Genomic DNA, 15,384 nt, shown 5'->3' with positions numbered 1-15,384 from the left:
AAATCCTCTTTGTGAATTAGTCTTAAAGAGTAAAATGGCTGTCACTTTAAATAAAAACTAATAATAAAACTAATAAGACACCCATTCTAAATTTTGCACTTTTCAAAGTTAGAGGCTAGCCTTTATTTAGTGCAAAAAACAAGCAGGGTGTCTTATGGCAATTGCAAGAAAGCGTCAAGTAAGTTTGGTTGATACAAAATACTACCATTGTATTTCACGCTGTGTTCGTCGTGCATTTTTATGTGGAGAAGACCGTTTTACTGGTCAATCTTAAGAAATTAACAAGACACCCACTTTAAATTTTGCACTTTTCGAAGTTAGAGCCTAGCCTTTGTTTAGTTTGATAAACAAGCAGGGTGTCTTATGGCAATTGCAAGAGAGCGTCAAGTAAGTTTGGTTGATACAAAATACTACCATTGTATTTCACGCTGTGTTCGTCGTGCATTTTTATGTGGAGAAGACCGTTTTACTGGTCAATCTTACGAGCATCGACGAGGGTGGGTTGAAGATAAGCTGCTTGAGTTAGCTAAGATATTTTGTATTGACGTCTGTGCTTATGCAGTAATGAGTAACCACACCCATTTAGTCCTGTATGTTGATGATAAAAAAGCGAATCGATTAAATGACAAAGCGATTGTTATTCGCTGGCATAAACTCTGTAAAGGCACATTGTTAACGCAAAAATACATGCAAGGTGAAAAGCTAAGTAACGTTGAGCTCATCTTTTTCAATCAAACGGTAAAACAATACCGAGAACGTTTAGCAAGTATCAGCTGGTTTATGCGGCTATTAAATGAAGACATTGCGCGTAGAGCAAATAAAGAAGATAACTGTACAGGAAGGTTCTGGGAGGGTAGGTTTAAATCGCAAGCACTCCTTGATGAAGCAGCACTTGCAGCGTGTATGGCCTATGTAGACTTAAACCCCATCAGATCCAAAATGGCAAATACACCAGAAGACTCTAACCATACAAGTGTACAAAGGCGCTTAACAAGTGCAACAGAAGGTAAGCAACCTAAGCAGTTACTTCGCTTTGCAGGTATGCCACGTCAGATTATGCCTAAAGGGCTGCCGTTTGAGCTTAAATCGTACCTTGAACTTGTTGAGCTAACAGGGCGAATAATACGAGAGGATAAACGCGGGCATATTGATAATATGAACCTTCCTTTGCTTGAAAGGTTAAATATATCCCCAGGAAACTGGTTAAAACTCACCACACAATTTACGCGCGTATTCCACGGTGCAGTAGGCAGGCCCACTTCACAAGCAAGTTACTGTGAAAATTTAAACCGCAAGCGGCGGACAAATATCAGTAATTGCGAAAAGCTACTCGCATAAAGCTTAAACTACTCAGTAAAACTATCAGTAATAAATCACAACTTCACCATGCAGTCATTTTCATGCGTGCAATTTAGGTTTAATAGGGCTAATTACTCATTTAACAGATGAAATAAAGTGACCCAGCCATAAAAGATAAATTTTGAACTTGAAGAGCAAATATTAGTGTCACAGTTTTGTTTGTTCAATAGGAGTGGCTGTCTAGTTTGGTTATCAAACGAAAAACATCGGCGGATTAGCACTCTAATACACGCCGATGTTTATAACTTATTTGAATAAGCAAATTACCTGTAAGGTATTTGGCCTTAGTCTTGTTTACGGTAAAGACTAATCAAACATATCGCTAAAAGTAATGTTGCAATCATACCCGAAGCGCCAGCAACACCTGATGGAAGAAATCCACCACGACCAAAGGTAATTAAAATGCCATTGGCTAACATTGCAGCTCCGCCAGCTAAGGCTGTAAGCCCGCCAATTGCTTTACCGCCTTTAGCGATGAAAGACAGGCCAAAAACAAGTGCTGCTAAGCCTAATAATAATTTAGCTGCGTAGTAAATCATGAATGACAACGACACCACGCCACCAATTAAAGGTTGTGCGCCTTCTACTGTACCTGCAACTTTTCCAAATGTTGAAAACAACGTTAGGCCAACGCTTACCTGCACTATGTTAAGTACTGCGCTAAACGCGATAGCCGACCAACCTAGTTGAGCGTTTTTTGCTTGCACCATAGCTGTGCCTGCAAAGGCAACAAGTAAAGTAAATATTAGTGCTTCTAACCCCCAAGCAACTTGCCTTGAAAAGCTAATTTCAGCACTGTAAAGGGCTGAATAAATACCCTGTGATATCGCTAATATCAACAATAACGATGCTGTAATTAGGGTGGTGCGTTTATGTGTAAATTCCATTATGGACCTCTTTTGATTTTATATTTTTCGCTTTCAACAGGGATTGCGAGTTTGAATGTATCAAACTGTTTAGTCTTTGTATTTAAATAGCGTTTATCGTTGTAGGTATAAGACAGGTAAAGCGAGTTAATTATTTCACCTAAATCTATAAAAAGTATTAATTAATAACAAATTAGCTCAGGTTACTGCTTTTAATTAAACTTAACTTTGCAAAGCTGCTTTTATTTAAGCCATGTACGCTAATAAAACACGGCGCTTTGCACCCGTTTAGTGAATTAGCTTTAAATTACCAAACGGGCACTAATTTGAGTATGCAGTAAACTGGCTTATTACTAATTTTGTTAAGATAAAAACCTAAAATTAGACCAGTCACTTAACGCTATGATTGTGTGCTTGGTAGGGGGCGCAATATAGATTAAACCTGCAATGGCAATAACCGATGCCAACGTGATTAATTTATTATCAAAGTCAGCTATTTTTAAAGCCGTACCAAAAGAGCGTTTAATGGTGACATTATTCAAATCGACACTGTAAAGTTCATCGAGTAATAAATGGATTAACCCGCCGAGTAAAATAAACCCACCTGTTAACCAGGCAAAAGTAGCGGCTTGTGCGGTTGTTTGGTCGTTTAGTTTCCACGTTACTTGGGTTGTTAATAGTGCGCATAGCAATAAAAACAGTAAAGAGTGGCAACTGCCTCTATGTACAGTGATCCATTCAAAAATGGGTCTAATAATGTATTTCATAAACCCGTACACTAATAGCGGGACTACTATTAACTCAACAAAACTAATAGTAATAATAAGCTCGGTGGTTATGTAATGCAGCACCAGTAATACAGCGCTCAGTGCAAATAAGTTAAAAATAGTATCGAGCGATGTGGATTTATCTGAGTCTATGTCGGGTAATAAGCCGCCAATAGAGCCTAAAAACCATAACCAAAGCGCGCCGTTTAAATCAACATGGCCTGCAGATAATAAAGTGGCTGAACCTAAACCGGTGACGATGACTGCAGTATTAAGATGAGTATTGAAATTTGCCATTGTATCTCTTGATAGAAAAATAGGTTGGCATTCTAGCAATCAAAAACTTAATTGTTCAATGTACTTTATAGGTTGGGCTTAAAATATGTTTTTGTTAGTTTAATTAACTGTGGTTTATTACATCAACGTGATATTTGAATCGATGAAGTGATAACTTTTGCCGTTTATTACTAATCGCTATTTTTTAAACTCATCGAAAAATGCAATTTGCCCTCGGCCTGTTTCTTTAATGTGGTAGAGCATGTTGTCTGCGTTTAGCATTAACGCAACTAGTTCGTTACCATCATTTGGGGCTACTGCAATACCTATGCTTGCACCTACTGCGCATGTTTTATTTTGCGCAATATTAATATCGTGTTTTAATTCACTGAGTAGGGCGTTCGCTGTTTGTTGTGTTGCCGCTTTATCGTAGGTTTTAATTTGCTGAGCAACAATAAATTCGTCGCCGCCTAGGCGGATACACATGTCGTTTTTTTCGTGAAAAAGTGTTTTAAATCTGTGTGCTATTTCAATTAGCACTTTGTCGCCGGCTTCGTGGCCATAGGTGTCGTTAATGGGTTTAAACTTATCTAAATCAATCATCATAAGCACTAAGTGCTCATTATGTTTAATACATTCACGCAGTGCTTTTTTAAGGCGTTTTTCGCCGGCACGCCTGTTTAATAGGCCGGTTAGCGGGTCGTGATCGGCTTCAAAGCGGGTTTGCAGTTCGCGCTCTGCGCGCTCGGTTACATCGTGTAAAATTACTTCTACTAGTTGCTCTTGTTTGTGGCTTCGTTTACTTTCTCTTTGGTCTGTTAATCTTACAAATAAGCAATGAAACCACACCGTTTTGTAGCCAACCTTACACTCAATATCTAAGGTGGTTTGTGGTGGGTTTTGAGTAGAACGAATATCGTCCAGTAGGATTTGTAATTCTTCTACGTTGCTTAGTAACTCAGGAAAATGCAAGGTAGGTAACTCTTTTTCACCAGGTACAGTAAAGTAATGCTTAAATGCTGGGTTAAATGTGGTGATACTATTTTTGCTATCGAGTAAACAAATACCTGCGCTGGCTTGTTCAAAAATAAGTCTAAACTTGGCTTCTAGCTCTTGGGTTTTTTTACGCAGCGTTTGCTCATTACTAATCGTTAAATGCAACTCGTTCATTAAGGCATTTATACCGTGTGTTAAACGGCTTATTTCGTCTCGTTTGCCTTGCTTAAAGGTCAGCATTTTAAGGGTTTCTGGCTCGCATGGATTTATTTTAGCAAAGCTATCGGTCAGGTTTTGAATAGGTTGAGTAAGCCAACGTTGTACTACTAGCGATACAAAAAATGCGATAACAATAGATTGAATTAACATTAAAATGAATTCTTTTTTAAGCGCTGCTTGTGCTTGTTGCTGTATAAATTTATCGTCGGGGTATATTGATAATACCCCTATATAAATGTCATCCAAAAAAGGGTGAGCAAGCTTAACTAACACCGCTTCTTTTTGTTTATTAATAGTGCCGTTGGCAATAAATAACGCCATGTCGCCTTTTGCGTTTGTTTCACCTTCTAGGCTTGCGCCTTGTACTAAGTCGTTACTTAGTAGGCCGTTGATTATTTCTTGACTTAATTCATTATCGTTTAAATAAGCAGCTATGGCGGCTGTTTTTTCCATTGTTTGCGCTAACTGTTGAACAAGTAAGTAGTTGGTGTTTTTCTTTTCTTTATAGCCTGAATAATATGACAGCATAGAAGAGAGTAGAGACACAACAATAGCCACTAACGCAATTGATATTGCGACACGTATGTAGAGTTTTTGGCTAATAACTTTAATCAAATTTGTATACCACTTTTACGGCATCTGAAACTTGCGATAGCGGAATGTAGCCAATCGCAAATTGTGATGATGCAATTTTTTTTATTGCGTCCTCTACCGATGTTGAAGGAGATGGAGGGTTTGCACGCCCTGAAAATAACAGCCTTGCCCAATACGCATTTATTTTTTGCTCGTCTTTATTAACCAGTTTTAAGTAAAAGTCGTTTTTTAAAGTTGATTGCGCGGGCAAATCAATTGGTTTTGAAGTTTCACCATCAGGAAAAGTTAAATACCGGCCCATGTAAATATCAATAACTTCTCGTTTTGATAATGCGTTAATCGTATTTTTTTTATTAACGACGACCACAAATTCTGTCGATTTAGCACAAAAGCTCACAACAAGCAGGCACAAAGGCAGCAAGGCATTTATAAATAGGTTGCGAGGGCTCATCATTAAAACACCATACTAGCATTTAGACTAAGTATGTGTACTTTGTGGCCCTTATCAACGTCTGAAGGTTTACTAAGGCTCCATAGGCCAGCGCCTTGAGGCTTTATATCAAAGCGGTCTAACTGGGCTTTTAATGCTACGCGCTCAGACAGTTGCCATTTTACACCTACGTTAATTGAGTGTTGGTGAACATTGGTAATTTTAAAAGCAGACTGGCTGGCAACTGCGAGCTGCTGTATTGGCACTGTAAATTGTTCAGGAGTACTTGGCGCAAAAGCGGGATCGTTTACTTTTATTACATCATGACGGTGTTTAGCCGCTGAAAAACCGGTGTAAAATATTGCGTTGTCTACTCGGTAACCTGTACTAATGTAGCCACTAAGAACTGATGGGGCAACTATCCAATCAGATTCTGAAATACCTAGCTCAGACTGAATAAGCCAATTGTTATGATCGTAAGTAAGCCCAAACGCAGCGTATTCTATACTGTTGCTTTTGGTGTTAAATTTGCTTGATATTTTTTGTGCATGCGGCCATAAACTTTGTGGTACGGCATCAAGTGCGGCTAAATACTCATCTAAAACAGTTGACTTATAATCTCCAAAGTCTGATTTCGATAATGAAAGTCGCATAGTCCATGCATCTAAAGAGTAGGTTGCGCTAAAAGTTGTTAAGTTTTCAAAATCAATAAAGAAGTCGTCATTATAGGCTTGTAGCTTGGCTGTTGTACTACCATAAGCAAGTTTTAAACGTAAAAAACCGTCGTTAAAGGCTTTGCTGTATTCAACATCTATACCGTCGAAGTTTCCTGCAAGGTTTGCAAACGAGTAGTACGAATGCGGCGGGCGTACCCATAAATAGGCATACCCTACGTAAGGATATTCAGACAGTAAGTAAAGATCGCTGTTCAACCTACCAGCACGAACAGCCCAATGGCGCGAGGGACGATAACGTACAAAGGCGAGTTCTAAAAAATTATCAAAGCTTTTAAAAGCATGATCTTGAATGACAACTTGAACCACAGAGTCCCAATTTTTGGCCAATGATATATTAGCCTGCCCACCTAATATTGAATCTCGCGTTGCTGAAAAACCAGAGTCGTTGACATTTGAATAATTCGATGCAAAGCCAATATCTGAATCGTCCGTGTAGCTGAGTGTTAAGGATGCAAAACCGCTAAATTGTACGTCTATGTCGTTTGCATAGGTTTTATTAGCAGCGGAAATTGCCAATATTGCTATGGCAATTGTACCTCGGAACAACATGTTAGCCCGTATTTTTGAAATGTAGATAATAAAAAGATAGCACAATTTATTAAATTACCAACGTGATCAACATGGTCTTTAACTAAATCCGTAAGAATGATGAATTTAAGAAAATGACATTATTTAGCATTAGCGCAAAATTTTGATTGTTTAACGTTAAATTATGTATAAAACGCAATTGATACAAGTGGTTAAGTACATGCAGATTAGTTAGCTACATATATAAAATGCGAAGTAAACGTATTTACAATAGGCTTTGTAACTGACAGATATATTTTATATCGTTTGTTAATGATTTGAACGTTATATTGTTGCATTTAAATATTGATATAGTATAACATTCGCCGAATTCTAATTCATGAAAGAGCTTGAATGTGACAACACACCAACCGGTTAACCACACATCTAATAATGTTTCTACAATTGCAGAACAATCAAATAATCAAAATAATGACAATAAGAGTGCTAATTATAAAGCGATTATTGAAGTGGACTCGCTTAGTTTTAGTATTAAAAACAACGCTATATTAAAAAACTTAAACTTTACTGTGGGCTCAGGCGAAATTTACGCATTACTTGGCGGTAATGGGGCGGGTAAATCAACCACGTTAAAAACGTTACTGGGCTTTAATAAACCAACGCAGGGTTCGGTACGAGTAGCGGGTAAAGAGGTGATTAAAGCACTTGATTTTGTTCGTGGTAAAACGGCGTACTTACCAGAGTCTGCAACGTTGTACCCGCATTTAACAGCACGCGAAAACATAGAATATTTTTTATCACTTGCTGATATTAATAAAACAGACGAGCAGATTAACGCCGCGTTTAAGCGTGTTGCTTTGCAAGAAGGGGCGTGGGAGCGGCCTATGCAAACGTACTCTAAAGGCATGAGACAAAAAACCGCGATTGCATTAGCTATTTTACGTGAGGCACCGATATTTTTACTTGATGAGCCTACATCAGGCCTTGATCCTGTTGCCATTGATGAGTTTAACCAGTTAGTACGTGAGCTTGCATTATCAGGCGCCACTATTTTAATGGTTACACACGATGTTTATGGCGCCTGCCAAGTAGCAAACCGAATTGGTTTACTAAGAGCGGGTGAGCTGGTGGGCGAATTTGACGCGCCCGAAAATGGCCGTATTGATACTGAACAAGTGCATGCAGCCTTTGCGCAAAGAGGCGCGTCATGAGCATAAATAACTTATCAAAAGTGGTTATAGTCGCCAAAGATGAATGGCGCTATTGGCTACGCTCAAAACTAGCAATGACTGTGCTGGCTATTGGTTTATTGCTAACGCTTTCATCGGTAGTGGTTACCGCCATTACTATGCATGAACTTAGCCATGCTCGCCATGAACTTCAATCAAATGCTGAGCAAAGCTTTGTTGATCAGCCCGATCGTCACCCGCACAGAATGGTGCACTATGGGCACTATGGGCACTATGCATTTAGAACGCCTTCACCACTGAGCACGCTCGATCCAGGTATTGACGCTTACACAGGCAATTCAATATTTTTAGAAGGGCATAGGCAAAACAGTGCCATGTTTGCCGACCAACGACAAGGTACAGCGCTGACTAAATTAGGTAGTTTAACACCTGCTTTTATTGTGCAAACATTAGCGCCGTTACTTCTTATATTAATTGGTTACAGCTCTATTAGTCGTGAGCGTGAATCGCAAACGCTTTCATACTTATTAGCGCAAGGCACATCGGGTATTACATTAATAGTCGGTAAAGGTTTAGCGCTGCTTTCTGTTGTAGGCTTAATTATTGCGCCACTGGCAGTATCGGCTTTATTTACGGTATCTTCGGGCGAAAGCTTACTAGTAGTTACAAGTTTTGTTGTAGGTTACGCGTTATATTTAACCGTGTGGGTCTTACTCATTTTATTAGCATCGAGCGTGTTTAGTAAAAACAGTGGTAGCTTTACGGCACTTGCGTTTATGTGGATTTTACTGTGTATTGTTATGCCGCGTGTTGCAAGTACAAGTGCATCAACAGCTGTACCATCAACGGGCAAAATAGAAACCGACTTTGCAGTTAAAGCTGAGCTTAGAAAACTAGGCGATGGCCACAACACGAACGATCCTGCATTTAAGCAATTTAAACAATCACTCCTTGAAAAGTACAACGTAAATAGCATTGATGAGCTGCCAGTAAACTTTAGAGGGTTAGTGGCCAGTGAGTCAGAGGCAAAACAAACCGATGTACTGAACCAGTTTGCCGAGCAGCGTATGCAAGCTGAGCTTAAGCAAACGCAAGTGTCGCGTTATTTTGGCTGGGTTTCACCTATGGTGGCTATTCGCTCGCTCTCAATGATTGTGGTGGGTACAAGTATAGAAACGCACCACCGATTTTTACGCGAAACCGAGCAACTACGTTTTGATTTTGTGCAAGGGCTTAATAAAGTTCACATTGAAAAACTTAACTACCAAGACGACATGAACCGCAATGCCAATGCCGCAGCGACTCAAAAAGCACGCGTAAGCGCTGATAATTGGCAAATTCTTCAAGAGTTTAACTTTACTGTAGATAGCGCAAATATTCGCGCACAAAGAAGTGTACCTGCTTTTTTACAATTATTGCTGTGGATAGCAGTGCTAGTAGGCGGTATTAAATTTGTAGGGAAGCGTTTGTCATGAACTATTTAATTAAGCAATTTACGCGTGAATGGGGCTTTTTACTGCGCCAAAAATACGTAGTGGTGTTACTGCTTTGTAGCCTTGTTTTATCTGGTTTTGCTATTTACAGCGGGCTAAGCGAAGTAAGCGCGCAGCAGCAAACTATTGAGCGTTTAAAAGCTGCAGATCAGAGCGATCGCGCTAACGTACAGCAAAAGCAAAACGATGCGGGCATGTTAGCGTATTACAGCTTTCATTTAACGTACTCTCAGCCATCTAACCTTGCATTTGCTGCATTAGGTGAACGCGATATTTTCCCGTGGAAGCACCGCATTAATTTGTTGGCGCTTGAGGGGCAAATTTACGAAAGCGATGCACAAAATGCTGAGCTGGCCCAAGCCGGAAAAATAGACTTTGTGTTTGTAATTAGTGCGCTTGCGCCACTGGTTATTATTTTGCTGTTTCATGATTTATTTGCAAGCGAGCGCACAAGCGGCAGACACGATTTACTCGTTACTACGGCTAAGTCTTACTTTGCTTTATGGGGCGCACGCATAACCGTGAGGTTTGTAGCGGTAATAGTGTGTTTAATGCTGCCATTTTTTGTGGGTGCTTTTATAGCTGGAGCAAGCGTCTTTGAAGTGGTGTATGTATCGCTTTTATGCATTGCATACCTTGCATTTTGGGCGGTGCTTAGTGTGTGGCTAGGTAAAAATGCAACCAGTGCGCCGCGTGTTGCTTCAAGCTTAATTGGTTTGTGGGTGTTATTTGCTTTTATTATTCCTATTTTAGGCGACCTTGCTATTAATAAAGCGGTGCACTCTCCTAATGGTGGCGACACTGTGCTTACCCAGCGTGAAGCGGTAAACGACGCGTGGGATTTACCTAAATCAACCACCATGAGTACTTTTATTAAAGAGTACCCAGCACTTGCGCCTTACGTTGATATGAGCAGTGAATTTGAATGGAAATGGTATTACGCATTTCAGCAAATGGGGGACTTGAAAGCGGCAGAACTTTCACAAGCCTACCGCGATGCAGCCGCTAAAAAATATGAGCTAGCGGGCACTGTATCTTGGTTGTCGCCACCGCTTTTATTACAACGTAGCCTAACGCGTGTAGCTAATACCGACTCGGTGGCCGCTTATAACTACGAGCAGCAAATTAGAGATTACCATCAACAATTGCGCGAGTTTTATTACCCGTGGTTATTTTACAAAGGCGACCCAACTAAAGCAGCCCTTGAAAACATGCCACGCTTTGAAAGCACCACGCAAAGCAGCAACTAAAAATACAGTGCTGAACATAGCTGTTTAGCGCAATAACATATTTAAAACACAACTATAAAATACGTACATTACTCACAAGGTAAAACATGAAAACCAATACAAAAGGGCATAAGCTCACCTATTTAAGTGCTTGTTTAGTAAGTTTGTTTAGCAGCCAGATTATGGCCGCAGAGCAAAAGCAGCAAGTTAAAAGCGTAACGGATGACGCAATTGAAAAAGTAACCGTTGTTGCAACTCGCCAAGCTTACCAAGGTAACTTTAGCCCTTTAGAAACACCTCAATCGGAGCTTAAAATAGATTTAGAAGCCCTCGAAAACGCTGGTGCAGTAAGCCTTGATCAAGCACTTGACTTATCAGCCTCTGTTGCGCGCCAAAATAACTTTGGTGGGCTTTGGAATAGTTTTGCATTACGTGGTTTTGTAGGTGATGAAAACCTACCTAGTAACTACTTAGTAAATGGCTTTAATGCTGGGCGTGGTTTTGGTGGCTCGCGTGACTTATCTGGTATTGAATCGGTTGAGGTTTTAAAAGGCCCACGCGCGGCGTTATTTGGCCGTGGTGAACCAGGTGGTACAGTAAACTTAGTTACTAAACGCCCAACGTTCGATACTGCAGGTGAAATTAAACTCTCTGTAGGTAGTTTTGATACTTACCGCGCCAATGTTGATTATACAACGCCGCTTAACGACGACGTAGCAATTAGACTGGTTGGTTTTTACGAAGACGCCGAAAGCTTTAGAGATACCATAGAAACCACTAAGCAAGGTTTTAGTCCATCAATAGTGTGGAATATAAACGACAGCAGCCAGCTAATATATGAGCTTGAATATTCAGACCAAGAAGTCCCATTTGATAGAGGCGTATTAGCAATAGATGGCGAACTTGGTTTAATTCCTGAAAGTCGCTTTTTAGGTGAGCCGGGGGATGGCCCAATTGAAGCCGATGTACTAGGGCATCAGTTAGAGTACATTCATGACTTTGATGATAACTGGAGCATTTTATTTGGTGCAAACTATCGTGATACCTCTATGGAGGGCTTTGCAACCGAAACCGGCTTTGATGGCGTGATTGACGGTGAAGTAAATCGCTTTAGACGCTACCGCGATTTTGACGCGAAATATCAAGTATTTAGAACTGAGGTAAGTGGTAATCTTGAGCTTAGCGGGTTTGAGCACCGTTTAATTATGGGTGTTGATGCCGATAAATTTGAAAACGATCAAGTAATTTTACGTGTACGTGGTGATCAATATATTAATGTATTTAACCCTGTTTACGGCGCGTACGAATTACCAACGCCAACAGCTAATACTGACCGCGTAGAAATTCAAGAGTCGGTAGGGATATTCATTCAAGACCAAATAAGCATTACCGATAAGTTAGATATTCGCATTGGTGCACGTTTTGATGATTATGAGCAGCGCTTAAATAACCGCTTAGCCAACACCAACACAAAACAAACTGAGTCACGCGTAAGCCCGCAGTTTGGTGTGGTGTATGAAGCAAATGATTACGTAGCTGTTTATAGTGCTTATGGTGAAAACTTCCGTCCGCTTTCGGGCACTGATGCTAATGGCGAGGGCTTTGAACCAAACCAATCTACATCTGCTGAGGTGGGTGTTAAGTTTACGCTAAACGACGGTGCTTTATTTGGTACTGTTGCTGTGTTTAAAGTAGAGCAAGACAACATGCTAGTAGTTGATGACCCAACTGCATTTACCTACGCAGCTATTGGTGAAGCGCAAAGTAAAGGTGTGGAAATTGATATTACAGGCGAGCTTACTGACACCCTTGAGATTTGGGCGTCGTATGCGTATGTAGATGCCACTATTGAAAACTCATTTTTTGATGCTAACTTTGGTTTCACAGTAGAAGCGGGCGCGTCATTATTAAACGTGCCAGAGCAACAGCTTAGCTTACAGTTAGTTAAATCGGCTGATTTTTACGGTAAAGCTATAAAATTGGGTGGTGGTTTAATACATGTTGGTAAGCGTAATGGCTTTTTTGGTACCGACTTTGAACTACCAAGTTACACAACCGCGCGTGCTTTTGTAAATTACGATGTAACAGACGCGATTGATATTACGGCTGAGGTAAATAACGTGTTTGATGAAACGTATTATACAAACTCGTTTGCCGATACATGGGTACAACCTGGTACACCTAGAAACGTTAAGTTTTCTGCATCATATAAGTTTTAAATTTTTAGTTTTAAACTTTTAATTTTAAACTATAAATTCAAAACTAAAAAAGGCTGCTTTAATTAGGCGGCCTTTTGTTTATTTGAATTGATTATTCTAGGTATTTATCAAATATTTGTTTGTACTCGCCGGATTCTTTGATTTTTTTAAGTTGTACATTAAAGTCATCTCGCACTTTTTTAGAGTTAAATAAATATCCATTAGGGCTTTTACCAAACAAAGCAAACCTATCAATCTTTTGTGTTGTATCAATATCTTTTATATTTGTGCGAAAGTAGTTAAAGCTATGTTTGTCCATTTGTATTACATCAACCTTGTCTAAGTACAAAAACTTCACTTGAAGCGACTGGTCGTGGATTTCATTATAACGCGGGTTAGCTTTAACCATATGTGCATACTCATCCCCTAAGTGAATAGCAGCACTTGGCCAAGACAGTAAACTATAACTTTTTAAATCGGTTATTTTACTAAGGTTAATGTTATTTTTACTTAAAGCGACCGCTACATTTTCGTATGTGTAGGATTCGTTTGATAAATAGCCTTTTAGAAGGCTTCCGTTGGCGGTATTTAAATTAATATCTGCTATTACATCAATTTTTTCTTTTTTGTAGTCGTTAGCTCGCCTTGAATAAGGGTAATAAAGCGCCTCAATTTTATACCCCAGAGGGGTTAATGCCGCTGTAATAATATCTACCGTTAACCCACTATTTGATTGAGGAAATACAAAAGGAGGGAGTTTTTCACCAAAGCCTACAACAAGCTTTTGTTGAGTGGTTGAGGCACTAACGAAAGGGGATATTAGTAATGTGGCTATTATTATGGTGTTTAACGTCATTTTTTCTGCAATAAATTAACTATTAATATTAAAAGGTAGTAACTAACGGGTTATACAACAAGTAAAAAGCCCATTAAACTAACGATTAATTAGCGTTAATGGGCTGAGTTATCTGTTGTTTAAGCACTATTAAAACGGTGCGTAGCCATCATTTGGATTGTTAGGGTTAGTCCAGCGCTGTTTAGGGTCTATTTCTAGGCGTGGTGTGCCTTGCAATGGTAATTGGCCGCGCTCTCCATATAACCACAATACAAAGTTAGTTCGCTCGCCACTGGAGATAGGTTTGGCGGCGTGTGCAATATTACCACGATGTAACATAGCTGCTCCGGGTGTAAAGGTAAGTGATTTAATGTCACCTGTGTACGGGTGATAAAAGTCTACTTCTGATCCTGTAAACTCTTCCCCTGGTAAGTTTAAGTTGATATTAAGCGTTACCGATGATGCATCGGTATGTGGACGAATAGAGGCATCTGTAATCAAGCTCTTTGAATTGCCAAAAGAATATATCTTTATCTTGGTTTCTAGTTGCTCGCATGTCTACTAAATTTAGGTGCACTGACTGTGGGGCGCTTTATGAGTTTACTCAGCGGCATAAACTAATTGGTATTGTTGCTGTTATTCCACTGTTAATTATAGTGAATGTGTTAGAGCCTTTGGTCACTATCTCAATCCTAAGGTTTGTTATAGTGTTAGCTATTGCGGTTACAGTGATGATTTTTATACCTAAGCAGCACACTCTCTAAGTGCATGACATTTTAAAAAAGGATGAAGATAAAAATAAACATAATGGATTAATACTTAACCCATTATGTATTAAACAATCTAGCATTTAGTGTGTAACTCTATCGCCCCAAATTTCTTCTAAGCGACTGTCACGCCCACAACGCCAGCGATAAGTGTTGTATCGAATAGGGTTATTTTTATAATAATCCTGATGATAGCTTTCTTTTCCTTTTATAGGGTAAAAGGTACTCGCGTTTAAGATTGGTGTAACAACCGTTTTATTTGGAAATTCGTTTATAACGGCCTGTTTAGTTTGCTCTGCTAGTTTACGTTCTTGCTCGTTAGCTACAAAAATAGCGCTTAAGTAGCTAGGACCTTTATCACAAAATTGACCTCTGGCATCAAAGGGATCTATGTTAACCCAGTAGTGATCGAGTATGCCTTTGTAACTTACTACGGCTGGGTCGTAAGTAATTTCTACTGCTTCATAATGGCCTTGATGATTACCATTGTAAGTAGGATTTTTAAGTTCCCCACCAGTAAAGCCTGATATTACATCTTTTACGCCTTCGAGTTTTTCAAAGTCGCTTTCCATACACCAAAAACAACCGCCAGCTAACACTGCTTTTTCGGTTTTAGCCGCGTGGGTAAATGTGCTAAACAAAATTGCGGCAGATGTTAAAGCAAATGTGAGTGATTTTTTCATAAAATTATCCACCTGTAGAGTGAGTTTAAAAACATAACCTGACACTAAATTAAAGGGCTTAGGATCTATTGAGACACCAACGGGTGTTCTAGCTGTAAATGATTCAGGTTACCTATATAGCTAGACCCGTTAATACCCAATACTCTTTCAGTGTTTTTGATAGGTTTACTAACGGGTTAATTTAGCTATTGTTGTATTATTACCGTGTGTTTATTAA

Annotated in this window: 12 protein-coding genes and 2 pseudogenes; 6 read left to right on the top strand and 8 right to left on the bottom strand. The window is 39.5% G+C overall.

The features are described from left to right. Positions 1-154 precede the first annotated feature (154 nt). Positions 155-271, top strand: a pseudogene (locus J8L73_RS15255) (transposase); the annotation flags it as partial. A gap of 92 nt (positions 272-363) precedes the next feature. Beyond that, positions 364-1,338: a transposase gene (locus tag J8L73_RS15250; RefSeq protein WP_211018340.1), complete on the top strand. Its 975-nt coding sequence runs from the start codon at positions 364-366 to the stop codon at positions 1,336-1,338. Between the two features lie 305 nt (positions 1,339-1,643). On the opposite strand, the gene J8L73_RS15245 is transcribed toward J8L73_RS15250, so the two are convergent. The 5 genes from J8L73_RS15245 to J8L73_RS15225 all read right to left on the bottom strand — a co-directional run bounded on the left by J8L73_RS15245 (position 1,644) and on the right by J8L73_RS15225 (position 6,793). Continuing rightward, positions 1,644-2,246 carry a thiamine biosynthesis protein ThiC gene (locus J8L73_RS15245; protein WP_211018338.1) on the bottom strand — a complete coding sequence of 201 codons (603 nt, stop codon included), beginning with the start codon at positions 2,244-2,246 and terminating at the stop codon, positions 1,644-1,646. Positions 2,247-2,587: 341 nt separating this feature from the next. Then, positions 2,588-3,289, bottom strand: a complete 702-nt coding sequence (locus J8L73_RS15240) for a metal-dependent hydrolase (RefSeq protein WP_211018336.1) — start codon at positions 3,287-3,289, stop codon at positions 2,588-2,590. A gap of 177 nt (positions 3,290-3,466) precedes the next feature. Next, a complete protein-coding gene (locus tag J8L73_RS15235) occupies positions 3,467-5,098 on the bottom strand; it encodes a sensor domain-containing diguanylate cyclase (protein ID WP_211018334.1) in 1,632 nt (543 codons plus the stop codon). Then, positions 5,091-5,531 carry a hypothetical protein gene (locus tag J8L73_RS15230; protein WP_210999422.1) on the bottom strand — a complete coding sequence of 147 codons (441 nt, stop codon included), beginning with the start codon at positions 5,529-5,531 and terminating at the stop codon, positions 5,091-5,093. Before J8L73_RS15230 ends, J8L73_RS15235 begins: the two co-directional genes overlap by 8 nt. Next, the gene (locus J8L73_RS15225) at positions 5,531-6,793 is read right to left on the bottom strand and encodes a hypothetical protein (RefSeq protein ID WP_211018333.1); all 1,263 of its coding nucleotides are present in this window, start codon (positions 6,791-6,793) and stop codon (positions 5,531-5,533) included. Before J8L73_RS15225 ends, J8L73_RS15230 begins: the two co-directional genes overlap by 1 nt. Before the next feature lie 422 nt (positions 6,794-7,215). Between J8L73_RS15225 and J8L73_RS15220 the strand changes: the two genes are divergently transcribed. The 4 genes from J8L73_RS15220 (at position 7,216) to J8L73_RS15205 (ending at position 12,903) form a co-directional block, all read left to right on the top strand. Beyond that, on the top strand, positions 7,216-7,983 hold the full coding sequence (locus tag J8L73_RS15220; RefSeq protein WP_211018351.1) for an ATP-binding cassette domain-containing protein: 768 nt from the start codon (positions 7,216-7,218) through the stop codon (positions 7,981-7,983). Continuing rightward, positions 7,980-9,437 carry a DUF3526 domain-containing protein gene (locus tag J8L73_RS15215; RefSeq protein ID WP_211018331.1) on the top strand — a complete coding sequence of 486 codons (1,458 nt, stop codon included), beginning with the start codon at positions 7,980-7,982 and terminating at the stop codon, positions 9,435-9,437. The genes J8L73_RS15220 and J8L73_RS15215 overlap by 4 nt, the downstream gene beginning before the upstream one ends. Continuing rightward, on the top strand, positions 9,434-10,705 hold the full coding sequence (locus J8L73_RS15210; protein ID WP_211018329.1) for a DUF3526 domain-containing protein: 1,272 nt from the start codon (positions 9,434-9,436) through the stop codon (positions 10,703-10,705). The genes J8L73_RS15215 and J8L73_RS15210 overlap by 4 nt, the downstream gene beginning before the upstream one ends. An 86-nt stretch (positions 10,706-10,791) precedes the next feature. After that, positions 10,792-12,903: a TonB-dependent siderophore receptor gene (locus J8L73_RS15205; protein WP_211018327.1), complete on the top strand. Its 2,112-nt coding sequence runs from the start codon at positions 10,792-10,794 to the stop codon at positions 12,901-12,903. 91 nt (positions 12,904-12,994) lie between these two features. Here J8L73_RS15205 and J8L73_RS15200 read toward each other — a convergent pair whose 3' ends face one another. From J8L73_RS15200 to msrA, 3 genes and pseudogenes are all read right to left on the bottom strand, one after another. After that, positions 12,995-13,738 carry a transporter substrate-binding domain-containing protein gene (locus J8L73_RS15200; protein WP_211018325.1) on the bottom strand — a complete coding sequence of 248 codons (744 nt, stop codon included), beginning with the start codon at positions 13,736-13,738 and terminating at the stop codon, positions 12,995-12,997. 129 nt (positions 13,739-13,867) lie between these two features. Then, a pseudogene (locus J8L73_RS15195) lies at positions 13,868-14,212 on the bottom strand (2OG-Fe(II) oxygenase); the annotation flags it as partial. 355 nt (positions 14,213-14,567) lie between these two features. Continuing rightward, positions 14,568-15,167: a peptide-methionine (S)-S-oxide reductase MsrA gene (gene msrA / locus J8L73_RS15190; RefSeq protein WP_211018323.1), complete on the bottom strand. Its 600-nt coding sequence runs from the start codon at positions 15,165-15,167 to the stop codon at positions 14,568-14,570. Between the last annotated feature and the right edge of the window lie 217 nt (positions 15,168-15,384).

Origin of the sequence: Pseudoalteromonas sp. MMG006, assembly GCF_018101025.1 — a bacterium.
Lineage (GTDB): Bacteria > Pseudomonadota > Gammaproteobacteria > Enterobacterales > Alteromonadaceae > Pseudoalteromonas.
Note: the sequence above shows the minus strand (reverse complement) of the source record. Positions and strands in the feature narration are given on the sequence as shown.

Coding starts and splice junctions, on each gene's coding strand:
- J8L73_RS15210 (WP_211018329.1), top strand. CDS start 9,434: ATGAACTATTTAATTAAGCAATTTACGCGTGAATGGGGCTTTTTACTG.
- J8L73_RS15245 (WP_211018338.1), bottom strand. CDS start 2,246: ATGGAATTTACACATAAACGCACCACCCTAATTACAGCATCGTTATTG.
- J8L73_RS15205 (WP_211018327.1), top strand. CDS start 10,792: ATGAAAACCAATACAAAAGGGCATAAGCTCACCTATTTAAGTGCTTGT.
- J8L73_RS15225 (WP_211018333.1), bottom strand. CDS start 6,793: ATGTTGTTCCGAGGTACAATTGCCATAGCAATATTGGCAATTTCCGCT.
- J8L73_RS15200 (WP_211018325.1), bottom strand. CDS start 13,738: ATGACGTTAAACACCATAATAATAGCCACATTACTAATATCCCCTTTC.
- J8L73_RS15230 (WP_210999422.1), bottom strand. CDS start 5,531: ATGATGAGCCCTCGCAACCTATTTATAAATGCCTTGCTGCCTTTGTGC.
- msrA (WP_211018323.1), bottom strand. CDS start 15,167: ATGAAAAAATCACTCACATTTGCTTTAACATCTGCCGCAATTTTGTTT.
- J8L73_RS15240 (WP_211018336.1), bottom strand. CDS start 3,289: ATGGCAAATTTCAATACTCATCTTAATACTGCAGTCATCGTCACCGGT.
- J8L73_RS15215 (WP_211018331.1), top strand. CDS start 7,980: ATGAGCATAAATAACTTATCAAAAGTGGTTATAGTCGCCAAAGATGAA.
- J8L73_RS15250 (WP_211018340.1), top strand. CDS start 364: ATGGCAATTGCAAGAGAGCGTCAAGTAAGTTTGGTTGATACAAAATAC.